This window comes from Sphingomonas aurea (assembly GCF_030678875.1).
GTDB lineage: Bacteria > Pseudomonadota > Alphaproteobacteria > Sphingomonadales > Sphingomonadaceae > Sphingomonas > Sphingomonas aurea.
The window spans coordinates 186,814-199,120 of record NZ_JAUUDS010000004.1 but is presented as its reverse complement, the minus strand read 5'-3'; the positions used below and the strand labels follow the sequence as shown (position 1 = coordinate 199,120).

10 protein-coding genes are annotated in these 12,307 nt (G+C 70.0%); 7 read left to right on the top strand and 3 right to left on the bottom strand.

Features of this window, described 5'->3' with window-relative positions:
- Positions 1–66: 66 nt before the first annotated feature.
- Entirely contained in the window at positions 67–1,725 is a 1,659-nt protein-coding gene (locus Q5H91_RS10405; protein ID WP_305173333.1) for a flavin-containing monooxygenase, read from the top strand.
- Between the two features lie 123 nt (positions 1,726–1,848).
- Here Q5H91_RS10405 and Q5H91_RS10400 read toward each other — a convergent pair whose 3' ends face one another.
- Together Q5H91_RS10400 and Q5H91_RS10395 are read right to left on the bottom strand one after the other, a co-directional pair.
- The gene (locus Q5H91_RS10400; RefSeq protein ID WP_305173332.1) at positions 1,849–3,483 is read right to left on the bottom strand and encodes a long-chain fatty acid--CoA ligase; all 1,635 of its coding nucleotides are present in this window, start codon (positions 3,481–3,483) and stop codon (positions 1,849–1,851) included.
- Position 3,484: 1 nt separating this feature from the next.
- A complete protein-coding gene (locus Q5H91_RS10395; RefSeq protein WP_305173331.1) occupies positions 3,485–4,858 on the bottom strand; it encodes a spinster family MFS transporter in 1,374 nt (457 codons plus the stop codon).
- A gap of 198 nt (positions 4,859–5,056) precedes the next feature.
- Here Q5H91_RS10395 and Q5H91_RS10390 point away from each other — a divergent pair, with 198 nt between their 5' ends.
- From Q5H91_RS10390 to Q5H91_RS10370, 5 genes are all read left to right on the top strand, one after another.
- Positions 5,057–5,899, top strand: coding sequence for an amidohydrolase family protein (locus Q5H91_RS10390; RefSeq protein WP_305173329.1), 843 nt, complete (start codon positions 5,057–5,059; stop codon positions 5,897–5,899).
- Positions 5,896–6,777, top strand: coding sequence for an SMP-30/gluconolactonase/LRE family protein (locus tag Q5H91_RS10385; protein WP_305173328.1), 882 nt, complete (start codon positions 5,896–5,898; stop codon positions 6,775–6,777). The genes Q5H91_RS10390 and Q5H91_RS10385 overlap by 4 nt, the downstream gene beginning before the upstream one ends.
- 81 nt (positions 6,778–6,858) lie before the next feature.
- Positions 6,859–8,040: an acyl-CoA dehydrogenase family protein gene (locus Q5H91_RS10380; RefSeq protein ID WP_305173327.1), complete on the top strand. Its 1,182-nt coding sequence runs from the start codon at positions 6,859–6,861 to the stop codon at positions 8,038–8,040.
- 10 nt (positions 8,041–8,050) lie between these two features.
- A complete protein-coding gene (locus Q5H91_RS10375) occupies positions 8,051–9,172 on the top strand; it encodes an acyl-CoA dehydrogenase family protein (protein WP_305173326.1) in 1,122 nt (373 codons plus the stop codon).
- The gene (locus tag Q5H91_RS10370; RefSeq protein WP_305173325.1) at positions 9,169–9,675 is read left to right on the top strand and encodes a nuclear transport factor 2 family protein; all 507 of its coding nucleotides are present in this window, start codon (positions 9,169–9,171) and stop codon (positions 9,673–9,675) included. Before Q5H91_RS10375 ends, Q5H91_RS10370 begins: the two co-directional genes overlap by 4 nt.
- 136 nt (positions 9,676–9,811) lie before the next feature.
- Here the strand turns inward: Q5H91_RS10370 and Q5H91_RS10365 are convergent, their stop codons facing one another.
- The gene (locus tag Q5H91_RS10365) at positions 9,812–10,570 is read right to left on the bottom strand and encodes an SDR family NAD(P)-dependent oxidoreductase (protein WP_305173324.1); all 759 of its coding nucleotides are present in this window, start codon (positions 10,568–10,570) and stop codon (positions 9,812–9,814) included.
- A gap of 182 nt (positions 10,571–10,752) precedes the next feature.
- Between Q5H91_RS10365 and Q5H91_RS10360 the strand changes: the two genes are divergently transcribed.
- Complete coding sequence (locus Q5H91_RS10360; RefSeq protein ID WP_305173323.1) at positions 10,753–12,255, top strand: SDR family oxidoreductase; 1,503 nt, start codon at positions 10,753–10,755, stop codon at positions 12,253–12,255.
- Positions 12,256–12,307 lie beyond the last annotated feature (52 nt).

The following is a 12,307-nucleotide window of genomic DNA, read 5'->3' as shown; positions in this document are numbered from 1 at the left end:
CCGCGGCTTGGCGCGCGGTTGGCGCGATTGATCTCCCAACAGCTCGGACGGGAGAGGTTTCGGAGCATGAGCGAGATTGGTGAACTGGTGTCCGCTGGCCGCGGTGAGACGGTGCGGCTGGACGCGGTGGTGGTCGGCGCCGGCTTCGGCGGCATGTACGCGGTCCATCGCCTGCGCGAGCGGGGGATGCGGATTGTTGGAATCGAGGCCGGCGGTGATGTCGGCGGCGTCTGGTACTGGAATCGCTACCCGGGTGCGCGATGCGACCTGATGTGCGTCGATTATAGCTACTCCTTCTCGCCCGAGATCGAGCAGGAGTGGACCTGGAGCGAGCAGTTCGCCGCCCAGCCCGAGATCCTGGCCTATGCCAATTTCGTTGCCGACAAGCTGAAGCTGCGCGACAGCATCCGGTTCAACACGCGGGTGACCGGCGCGGTGTGGGACGAGGATCGCCAGCTGTGGAGCGTCACCGTCGACGACGGCACGGTCTATGAGGCGAGCTATTGCGTGCTGGCGACCGGGCCGCTGTCGATCCCCAAGGACCCCGAGATACCGGGCCTGGCCGATTTCGGCGGCGAGCTGTACCGCGCGCAGAAATGGCCGCACCACGAGGTCGATTTCTCGACCAAGCGGGTCGGCCTGATCGGCACCGGGTCGACCGGCATCCAGATCGTGACCGAGGTCGCCAAGGACGTCGGCGAGTTCTACGTCTTCCAGCGCACGCCCAGCTTCACCCTGCCGATGCGCAACGACAAGCTCGATCCCGACTATGTCGAAGAGATCAAGGCGCATTATGCCGGCCTGCGCGCCGCCGCCAATGCCAGCGCGCTGGGCGGCGTGCGGCCGTCGACGACGCGCCCCTATTTCAGCCTGCCGCCGCGCCAGCGCCGCCAGCTGATGGAGGATGCGTGGCGGATGGGCGGCCACGCGTTCCTGGGCACCTTTTCCGATCTCCTCACGAACCCGGACGCCAACGAGCAGGTGGCCGAGTTCGTCCGTGCCAAGATCGGCGAGGTGGTCAACGATCCCGAGACGGCCGAGGCGCTGAAGCCCAAGGGCTATCCGATCTTCGCGCGGCGGCCCTGCCTGGACACCGATTACTATGAGATGTTCAACAGGCCGAACGTCCATCTCGTCGACCTGCTGAAGGATCCGATCGCCGAGATCACGCCGACCGGTGTCCGGCTGGCGGGCGGGACCGAGGTGGCGCTCGACGCGCTGATCCTGGCGACCGGGTATGACGGGCTGACCGGCGCGATGATGGCGTTCGACATCGTCGGGCGCGACGGCGCGAACCTGCGCGACAAATGGTCACACGGCGCGGAATCCTATCTGGGGCTGATGCTGGCAGGCTTCCCGAACCTGTTCATGGTGTGCGGCGCCAACGGCCCCGCCGCGCTCGCCAACATCATCTCGATCAACGAGCAGAACGTGAACTGGCTGTGCGCGCTGCTCGACCATATGGAGGCCGAGGGGCTCGGCACGTTCGAGCCGACGCCGCAGGCCGAGGCGCGGTGGATGGACCTGGTCCATACGCTGGCCGAGAAGACCCTGCTGTCCAAGGCGCAGACTTGGTATGTCGGCGCGAACGTGACCGGCAAGACGCGCGGGCTGACGATGTTCACCGGCGGCTTCTCGAAATATTGCGAGCATTGCGCGACGGCGGCTGCCGGGGGATATTCGGAGCTGGTGTTCCGGCCGGCGGTGTCGCTCGTGGAGGCGTGATCCGCCATCGCAACTAAGCCCCTCCCGTTTAGGGGAGGGAACGGGGGTGGGGAGCTTCCGCATACGCCGCGCAAGTGGAAACGCCCCACCCCAACCCCTCCTCTGAAGGGGAGGGGCTAATTGTCACCCGCCGAGATGATCGCGGTACTGCGCACGCAGCGTCGCCTTCAGCACCTTGCCGGTCGCGGTGTGGGGCAGGTCGTCCACCACCACCATCGCGTCGGGCAGCCACCAGCGTGCGACATGGTCGGCGAGGTGGGTGTCCATCGCCGCCTTCGACACGGTCTCGCCCGGATGGAGGCGGACCAGCAGGAGCGGGCGCTCCTGCCAGCGGGGGTGGGCGACGCCGATCACCGCCGCCTCGGCGACCGCGGGGTGGGCGGCGGCGGCGTTCTCCAGGTCGATCGAGCTGATCCACTCGCCGCCCGACTTGATGACGTCCTTGGCACGGTCGGTCAGGTGGACGAAGCCGTCCGCGTCGATCTTCGCGACGTCGCCGGTGTCGAGCCAGCCGCCATCGTCGAGCGCCGAGCCCGGTTCGTTGCCGTAATAGGCGTTGAGCACCCACGGTCCGCGGACCTTGAGCAGCCCCGAACGCTCGCCGTCGTGGGGCAGTGGTGCGCCGTCCTCGTCCTCGATGCGCAGCTCGATGCCGAACACGGCGCGGCCCTGGCAGGCGAGGACGTCGATCAGCGCGTCGTCCTGCCAGTCGGCCTGGAAGCCGAGCGGCTTGCAGACGGTGGCGACCGGGCTCGTCTCGGTCATGCCCCAGGCCTGGTTGGCCTGGATGCCGAGCAGGTCGCGGAACCGCTCGATCAGGGTGCGCGGGGTGGCGGCGCCGCCCATGAAGACGCGGCGGAGCTTCAGCTGCGCGCGATCGGCCGGGTCGACGTGGCGCTGGATGTGGTCGAGAATCGTAAACCATAGGGTGGGTACGCCGAGCGAGAAGGTGACGCCCTCGTCGCGCAGCAGCTGATAGATCGACGCGCCGTCCAGCGCCGACCCCGGCAGCACCAGCTTGGCGCCGCACATCGCGGCGGTGAAGGGCAGGCCCCAAGCGTTGACGTGGAACAGCGGCGTGACCAGCAGCACCGTGTCACGCGCCGACAGCGCCATCGAGTCCGACGCACAGGCGGCAAAGGCGTGCAGCACGGTCGAGCGGTGCGAGTAGAGCACGCCCTTTGGATGGCCGGTCGTGCCGGAGGTGTAGCAGAGGCTGGAGGCGCTATCCTCGTCGATCGCCGGCCACTCGGCGAGCGGCACGGCGGCGGCGACCGCGTCCTCGTACGCGATGGGGGAGGGTATGGTCGTCTCCGGCATGGCGTCGGCGGCGCAAAGGATCACGACATGCTCGATGCCGGTCAGTTCGGCGATCACCGGCTCGACGATGGGCAGCAGGTCCGGGTCGACGCACAGGATGCACGCGCCGCCATGGTCGACGATGTAGCGGATCTGCTCGGCGAACAGCCGCGGGTTGACGGTGTGGAGGACCATGCCGGCGGCGGTGACGCCGTAATAGAGTTCGAGATGGGGCAGGCGGTTCCAGGCGAGGGTGGCGATGCGGTCGCCCGGCTTCGCGCCGAGATCGGTGAGCATCGTCGCCACCCGCCGCGCGCGGACCGCCAGTTCGCCCCAGCTGGAGCGGGCGAGAGTGCCGTCGACCCGGCGCGAGACGATCGCGGTCCGGCCGTGGGCGCGGGCGGCGTGGTCGATCAGCGCGGCGGTGGTCAGCCGGTGCTGCTGCATGAGGCCAAGCACGTCAGTCTCCTCCGAAGGTCGCGTCTTCGCGCCGGACGAGGCGGGTCGCGTGGGTGAACATCAGGCCGGACAGGAGCATCGGCACCGCGACCAGCGCGATGGCCGAGCGCAACCCGTGGATGGGGCCGAGCGTGGCGGTCAGGTGATCGCTCGTCATCCCGACGAACAGCGGGCCGAGCGCCAGCCCGACCAGGTTCACGACCAGCAGTTGGAGCGCGACCGCCATGCCGCGCATCCGCGGCTCCGCCACGGTCTGGATCGCCGCATAGACGGGACCGTAGCTGAGCGTCTGGCAGAACAGCGCCCCGCCGAAGAAGGCGAACGACAGCACCAGCCCGCCGGCCAGCGCGGCGCCGGCAAACAAAGGTGCGGCGAGCGTCAGTGCGACGGCGCAGAACAGGACGTAATTGACGATGTTGCCGCGCGCGACCCGGTCCGACAGGAAGCCGCCCAGAAAGGTGCCGAGCCCGCCCATGACGCCGACGATCAGGCCCAGCACGATGCCGAGCAGCGCGGTCGGCGCCATGCTGGCATCGGCGGCCATCGCCGCCAGCTCGGTGGCATGGGTGCGCAGGTAGAGCGAGCCGGAAAAGGCGCTGAGCCCGTAAAAGGCGAAGGCGGAGAAGCCCGAGCCGATGCAGATCCAGACGAACGACTTGCGCCGCCACAGCGTCTTCAGCCCGGGGCCGAGCGGCACGGGATCGGGAACGATCGCGGCGCGGTTGCCGCGCGGCTCGTGCATCACCAGCGGCACGATCGCGGCCAGCACCAGCCCCGGCGCACCGGCGAGGAAGAAGGCCCAGCGCCAGCCGAGCGACGACACCAGCAGCCCGCCGACCGCGAGTCCCGTCAGCGACCCGAGCGGCACGCCCATCTGGTACATGGCGAGCGCCAGCGCCCGCCGCTCGCGCGGGACATATTCGGTGATGAGGCTGTGGGCGGCGGGGGTACACCCTGCCTCGCCGACGCCGACACCGACGCGGGTCAGCAGCAGCTGGCCGAAGCTGCGGGTGAAGCCGCAGGCGATGGTGAAGACGCTCCAGACGGCCAGCGCGACCGCGATCAGGCGCACCCGGTTGGTCCGGTCGGCGAGCCACGCCAGGGGCATCCCGGCGGCGGTATAGAGGATCGCGAAGGCGAGGCCGGTGATCGCGCCGATCTGCCCGTCGGACAGCAGCAGGTCCGCCTTGATCGGCTCGACCAGGATGGTCAGGATCTGGCGGTCGAAGAAATTCAGCGTGTAGATCAGCATCATCATCAGCATGATGCCGAGCGGGAAGCGGGTCGGCACGGCACCGGCCGCAACGTTGCGGGCCGGGGGCAGGGTCGGCACGACGATGCCGTCCGGGCTGCTGGTGATGGTATCGCTGCGCAAAAGCCGCTCTCCTGTCGCCCGGTCTGTCGCCGCGGCGCTGACGCCAGACATGACAGGCGCCGGCATCGTGGATGAAGCCGCGCGGCGAAGCCATCGCGGATTATCACCCATGTAAATTCCGCCCGCGCCGACGCTGTCGCCTACGCCGGTCCGGGTTTTCCGCGCCACTCTGCGCTGGTGCAGGCAGGAGAGGCTGGCGTGACCCGGCGCATCGACGCGCATCACCATCTGTGGACGGCCGGCAGCGATCGCCATCCGATGCTCGACGGCCCGCCGGTCGAGCGCTTCTGGGGCAACAGTGCCGAACTGGTGCGCGACTATCCGGTCGACATCTTCGCGGCGCAGGCACGCGCGACCGGAGTGGTCGCCTCGGTCTATGTCGAGGCGGGCTTCGCGCCGGCCGACGAGGAGGCGCGGGTGGTGCAGGCGATCGCCAAAACCCATGGCTTTCCGCACGCGATCCTGACCCGTATCGATCTCGCCGACCCGGATGCCGGGGCGCGGATCGCGGCGGACGCGGCCTGCGCCAACTGGCGCGGCATCCGCGTCACGGCACCCGCGCCGTTCGACGACCCGCAGTGGCGGCGCGGACTGGCGGCGCTGTCTGCCGCCGGCGGGGTCGCGGACCTGATGGTGTGGCCGGGGCAACTGGACGCGGTGGCGGCGCTCGCACGGGCGATGCCCGATGCGGCGATCGTGATCGAGCATCTGGGGATGGCCGATGGCGATCCGCTCTGGGCAGCCGGGATGGCGGCGCTGGCCGACTGCGGAAATGTGTCGGTCAAGCTGTCGGGCGCGGGGCTGGTGCGGCGCGACTGGTCAGCGGACACGGTCCGGCCGGTGATCGCGCGGCTGCTGGCGCTGTTCGGTGCGGAGCGGCTGATGTGGGGCAGCAACGCGCCGGTCGATCTGGTGATGGCCGATTATCCGACCATCGTCGCGCGCTTCGACGACGCGCTCGCCGATCGGAGCGCCGCCGAGCGGCGGGCGATCTGGCACGACACCGCCGAGCGCGTCTATCGGATCGGGGCGGTCGCGTGACCGCGATCCGCTTCCTGGGCGATCATCGCGCGAAGCTGGGCGAGAGCCCGGTCTGGGATCATCGCAGCGGCTGGCTGTGGTGGGTGGATGCGCTTGCCGGGCTGATCCACGCCGCGACACCGGACGGGCAGGCGCGGGCGCGGTTCCAGGTGGACCAGCCGGTCGGCAGTATCGGGCTGGCGGACGGCGGGCTGATCGCGGCGCTGGCCGACGGTTTCCACCATCTCGATATGCGGACCGGCGCGACCCGGCCGATCCGGCTGCTGCCCGCCGATCCGACGTTGCGGCTGAACGACGGCAAGGCCGATCGGGCGGGCCGCTTCCTGAGCGCGCAGGCGCAGGTGCATGGCACCGGGGCGGTGCCGTCCAGGGGCGGGCTGTGGCGGCTCGACGCAGATGGCGAGGCGGAGCGACTGGCGGGCGGGCTGGAGGTGGGCAATGCGATCTGCTTCGCGCCGGACGGGCGGACGCTGTACTTCGCCGACAGTCTCGACGGCTTCATCCGGGCGCACGCTTACGATCCCGTCACCGGCGCGATCGGGGAACGGCGCGACCTGATCGACTGCCGGACGCTCGGCTCGGGGCCGGACGGTGCGACTGTCGATGCGCAAGGCAATCTGTGGGTCGCGCTGGTACTGGCGCAGCAGGTCGCGTGCATCTCCCCCCGGGGTGAGGTGCTGCGCCGGATTGACCTGCCGATCCCCTATCCCGCCTGTCCGGCGTTCGGCGGGCCGGGGCGGGCGACGCTCTATGTGACGACGATCGCCGATTCCGGCCACCGGCTGCGCAGCGACCATCCCGACGCCGGGCGCGTGCTGGCGATCGAGGGGCTGGGCGCCACCGGGCTGGCAGAGGGTGTGTATCACATCCGCGAATAACCCGGCGCGGCAGGCGCGCGCAGTTCTCGGCAGCCCCGTCGTTCGCCACCAAAGTGCGGAGAGGATGACGAGAGGGCTCGCATGAATCTGGACTTCGACGCCGACGACCTGCGTTTCCGCGACGAGGTGCGCGAGTTCTTCGCGGACGGCATTCCCGAGACTTGGCGGACGCGGGTGCGTGCCGGCCTGCGCCTCGATCCGGAAGACCTGATCTATTACCAGCGGCGGCTCCACGCGCGCGGCTGGGGCGCGCCGACCTGGCCGGTCGAATATGGCGGCACCGGCTGGACGCCGACCCAGCAATATATCTTCTGGAGCGAGGCGGCGCGCGCCGATGCGCCGGCACAGTTCCACCAGGGGCTGGAGCTGATCGGCCCGATCATCTTCACCTATGGCACCGACGAGCAGAAGGCGCGCTACCTGCCGCGCATCCTGACGCTCGACGACTGGTGGTGCCAGGGTTACTCGGAACCGGGGGCGGGATCGGACCTCGCGGCGCTGCGCACCCGTGCCGATCGCGACGGCGACGATTACGTGCTGAACGGGCAGAAGATGTGGACCAGCTATGCCCATGTTGCCAGCCATGTCTTCGTCCTCGCCCGCACATCGCAGGAGGCGAAGCGGCAGCAGGGGATTTCGCTGATCCTGGTCGACATGAATACGCCGGGGCTGCGCGTGCAGAAGATCCCGACGATGGACGAGAAATACCATACCAACGAGCTGTTCCTCGACGATGTGCGCGTGCCGGTGTCCAACTTGCTGGGCGAGGAGGGCAAGGGCTGGGGTTATGGCAAGGTGCTGCTCGACCGCGAGCGGATGGTGAGCGCGGCGACCGCGATCTTCCTCACCCAGACGGTGCGCGGCATCCGCGACGCCGCGACCAGGCGGCGGGTCGGCGGTGTGCCGCTGATCGAGACGCCGGGCTTTGCCACGAAGCTGGCGCAGTTCGAGATCGAGGTGATCGCGCTCCAGACCATGGTGCTGCGCCTGATGGACGATGCCGCGCGCGGCGCGGACAGCGGCCCGCGGGGATCGATGGTGAAGCTGCGCTGGTCGCAGCTGACCCAGGCCGGCACCGCCCTGTGGGTCGAAGCGCTGGGGCCGGAGTCGGCGCACTTCGCGCCGCTGGGCAATGGCGACGGGCCGGCCGAGGACATGCCCTATGCCCTGCAGGGCGCACTCTATTCGCGGGTGACGTCGATCTATGGCGGGTCGAGCGAGATCCAGCACAACATCATCGCGCGCCGCGCGCTCGGGCTCTGAAGGGGCAGTCATGGATTTCGCCTATTCCGACGAGCAGCAGATGCTGCGCGACAGCGTGCTCCGCTACGGCGAGGAGCATTGGGCCGCGGCCGACCGGCTGAAGACGCTGGCCGCCGGACCCGAGATGACGAAGCGCCGCTGGGCCGAGATGGCCGAGCTGGGCTGGCTGATGCTGCCGATCGCGGAGAGCGATGGCGGGCTGGGCGGCAGCGCGGCCGATGTGATGGCGGTGATGGAGGGCGTCGGCCGGCACCTGATGGCGGTGCCCTATGTGACCTCGTGCGTGCTGGTACCGGCGTTGCTGGAGGGCAGCGAAGCGGGAGCGGAACTGCTGGGCGAGATCGGGGCCGGCACGGCGGTGGCGGCGGCGGGGTTCCTGGAGGCGGACAGCGGTTACGACCTGCGTCACGTCACGACGCGCACCGTGCGGCACGGCGAGGGCTGGCGGCTGTCGGGCGCCAAGGTGCATGTCGAGGACGGGGCCGATGCCGACTGGTTCGTGGTGTCCGCACGCACCGCCGGCGCCGATCACGAGAGTGACGGGATCGGGCTGTTCCTGATCGACCGAGCCGCCGAGGGGCTGGCGGTCGACGGGTCTCGCGCGATCGACGGGCATCGCCACGCGCGGTTGATGCTCGACGATGTCGCGGCCATCCCGGTCGGTGACGTCGAGGCGGCGACGCCGGTGATCGAGGCGGCGGTCGACCGCGCTATCGCCGCGCAGCTCGCCGAGGCAGTCGGGTCGATGGAGGCGGCGTCGGAGGCGACGCTCGACCATCTGCGCACCCGCCACCAGTTCGGCGTCGCGATCGGGAGTTTTCAGGTGCTCCAGCACCGCATGGTCGACATGGTGGTGGCGGGCGAGGAGGCCCGCTCGATGGCGTATCACGCGACGCTGAACCTGGGCCGCGACCCCCATACGCGCACCCGCGCCGTGTCGGCGGGCAAGGTGCGGGTGGCGGAGAGCGGCGTCTATGTCGGGCAGCAGGCGGTGCAGCTGCACGGCGGCGTCGGGTTCAGCGAAGAGCTCATCGTCAGCCACCATCTGCGCCGCCAGATGATGCTGGCGCAGGCGTTCGGGAATGCCGATCACCACCGCACGCGCTTCGCGCGACTGGGAGCCGGGGCATGACCGACCTGCAGCAACTGACCGATCGGGAGGCGATCCGCGACTGCCTCTATCGCTATTGCCGGGGGATCGACCGGATGGACGAGGCGGCGCTGCGATCGGCCTATTGGCCCGACGGCACCGACGATCACGGCCAGTATCGCGGCAGCGCCGAGGGCTTCTGCGACTGGGCGATGACGGTGCTGCCCAGGGTGGAGCGCAGCATCCACCAGATTCACAACGTGCTGATCAAATTCTGCGACGGCGGCGCGGCGGTGGAGAGCTATTTCTCCGCCTTTCAGCGCCAGCCGGGGCCGGAGGGGATGCAGCAGTGGGATCTGAAGGGCCGCTATCTCGACTGGTTCGAACAGCGCGGCGGCGAATGGCGCGTGCTGCGGCGGACGGTGGTGTACGACTGGGTCGAGCCGCTGCCGGTGCCGGTCGGCAGCGAGGCGGAGCGGTTCGGCGCCCGCCAGCCGGTAGGTGGGAAGTATCCGATCGATCCGCTCTACACGGTGTTCGCCTGACGGTACGACGAGGCGCGCGCTGGGTCCCTCCCCTTCAGAGGAGGGGGCGGGGTGGGGCGTTTTCCGCTACCGATACCTTTGTGGACGCGCCCCACCCCCAGCCCCTCCCCTGAAGGGGAGGGGAGAGTAGCGGTCTTCACGGCATGAAGGCGTGGCCGATGCCGCCGTCGACGGCGATCGACTGGCCGTTGACGAAGCCTGACCGGTCGGATGCCAGCCACAGCGCGGTCTGGGCGATGTCGCCTGTTTCCCCGAGCCGGCCCATCGGCGAGCGTTCGAGCCGGCGCGCCATCATCTCGTCGCTCAGCATCGCCAGCACGCCTTCGGTCGCCACGGTCGAGGGTGCGATCGCGTTGACGCGTATATTGTCGCGGCCGAGTTCGATGGAAGCGGCGCGGGTAAGCCCGTCGACCCCGGCCTTCACCCCGGCATAGATCAGCGCATTGGGACTGCCGAGCCGGCCCGCCATCGAGCCGATATTGACGATCGATCCGCCCCGCGCGCGCATTGCCGGAGTTGCGGCCTGGATGCCCCAGACGATCCCGCCCATGCCGACGCGGGTCATCCGCTCGAATGTCTCGGTCGTGATCGTCTCGACCGGCTCGTAGCGGTTCCACATCGCGTTGTTGACGAGGATGTCGAGCTGGCCGAACGCGTCGAGCGTCGCCTGCACGGCGGCGTGGACCGCCTCGCGGTCGCCGACGTCGCAGCCCAGGCCGATGGCCTGGCCACCCTTCGCGTTGATCTCGTCTGCTACGGCAGCGGCCCAGGGCTGTTTCAGGTCGAGCACGGCGACGCGGGCGCCCTCTGCCACGAACAGCTCGGCGATGGCGCGGCCCAGGCCACGCGAGGCGCCGGTCACGATCGCCACCCGGCCCGTCAGTTCGCCCGCCATCGTCACCCTCCATCCTGTTATGCCAGGGGGCTATCAGCGCGCGCCGGCACCGGTCACGCCGACGGGTCGGCTGCCACCGGCTATTTCATGGGCGATAACCGGAACGGCGCGGCGAAGCGTTTTGCCCCGCGACCGGTCCCGCGATTGATTGCGGCAAAACAGCCCGAACAGGAGAGAGAGCCATGGCGCCGTCCCGCATCGTGATCGTCACCGGCGCCGCTGCGGGGATCGGCCTCGCCACCGCGCGGGTATTCGCCGAGGGTGGCGATACGGTGGTGCTGACCGATATCGATGCTGCGGCCGTCGAGGCGAGAGCGGCCGAACTCGGCGACCCGCATGTCGGACTGCCGATGGACGTCGCGGACGAGGATGCGGTGGTCCGCACGACCGCGGCGGTGGCGGCGCGGTTCGGGCGGATCGACATCCTGGTCAACAATGCCGGCATCGTCGATCCGCAGGCGAGCAAGGTCCTAGACAAGCCGATCGCAGAGGTACGCCGGCTGATCGCGGTGAACGTCGAGGGTAGCTACGTCGCCGCGCGCGAGGCGGCGCGGGTGATGCTGGCGCAGGGCGGTGGTGCGATCGTCAACCTGTCGTCCGGCGCCGCGCTTGCCGCGCTGCCGGGGCGAACGCCGTACAGCATGACCAAGGCGGCGGTGCTGGGCCTGACCCGTGCCCTGGCCTGCGAGTGGGCGGCGGGCGGGGTGCGCGTCAACGCGGTGCTGCCCGGCTATGTCCGGACCGAGATCCTCGCTTCGCTGGAGCGCGCGGGCAAGTTCGATCCTGCGGTCGCAGGGGCGGCGGTGCCGCTCGGCCGGATGGCGGAACCCGCGGAGATCGCAGCGGTGATCGCCCATGTCGCCGACGCCCCCTACGTCACCGGCGCCGCGATCGTCGCCGATGGCGGGGTGGCGGCCTATGGCGGTCGCGCGCCGGCGTCGGTCGCGGCCGTCGGTGGACAGGTGCCGGCGGGCTGCGCGATCGTGACCGGCGGCGCGTCCGGGATCGGCGCGGCGGTTGCGGCGCGGCTCGCGGCAGCAGGCCGGACGGTGGCGGTACTGGATCGCACTGCCGACATCCCGGTCGACGTGACCGACGAGGCGGCGGTGGAGGCGGCGGTCGCGGCGGTGGTGCGCGATCACGGCCCCGTTGCCGTGCTGGTCAACGCCGCCGGCATCGCCGACCGCTTCGAGGCGACGATCGATCAGGCGACCAAGCGCTTCCGCCGCGTCTTCGACGTCGACCTGACCGGAACGCTGATCGCGTCGCGCGCGGTGGCGCGGAGCATGGTCGCGGGCGGACGGGGCGGTGCGATCGTCAACCTGTCGTCGATCGCGGCGACCGGCGGCCTGCCGCGGCGCAACGCCTATTGCGCGGCCAAGGCGGGCGTGACGATGCTGACCAAGAGCCTGGCCTGCGAGTGGGCGGAGCATGGCATTCGCGTCAATGCGGTCGCGCCGGGGTACATATCGACGCCCGGGATCCAGGGGCTTGCCGATGCAGGCTTGCGCGACCTAGACGCGATCCGCGCGCGCGTGCCGATGGGGCGGTTGGGCCAGCCGGACGAGGTGGCGGACGCCGTCGCTTTCCTTGCGTCGGACGCGGCCTCCTACGTCACCGGCATGAGCTATGCGGTCGACGGCGGCTATTCCGCTTATGGCGACGTCGGCCCGGCGGCAGAATAGAAAAGAGGCGCCGACCACTCGGGTCGGCGCCTCCCTCGGAATCGTCCGGCGT

Coding starts and splice junctions, on each gene's coding strand:
- Q5H91_RS10360 (WP_305173323.1), top strand. CDS start 10,753: ATGGCGCCGTCCCGCATCGTGATCGTCACCGGCGCCGCTGCGGGGATC.
- Q5H91_RS10380 (WP_305173327.1), top strand. CDS start 6,859: ATGAATCTGGACTTCGACGCCGACGACCTGCGTTTCCGCGACGAGGTG.
- Q5H91_RS10370 (WP_305173325.1), top strand. CDS start 9,169: ATGACCGACCTGCAGCAACTGACCGATCGGGAGGCGATCCGCGACTGC.
- Q5H91_RS10375 (WP_305173326.1), top strand. CDS start 8,051: ATGGATTTCGCCTATTCCGACGAGCAGCAGATGCTGCGCGACAGCGTG.
- Q5H91_RS10365 (WP_305173324.1), bottom strand. CDS start 10,570: ATGGCGGGCGAACTGACGGGCCGGGTGGCGATCGTGACCGGCGCCTCG.
- Q5H91_RS10405 (WP_305173333.1), top strand. CDS start 67: ATGAGCGAGATTGGTGAACTGGTGTCCGCTGGCCGCGGTGAGACGGTG.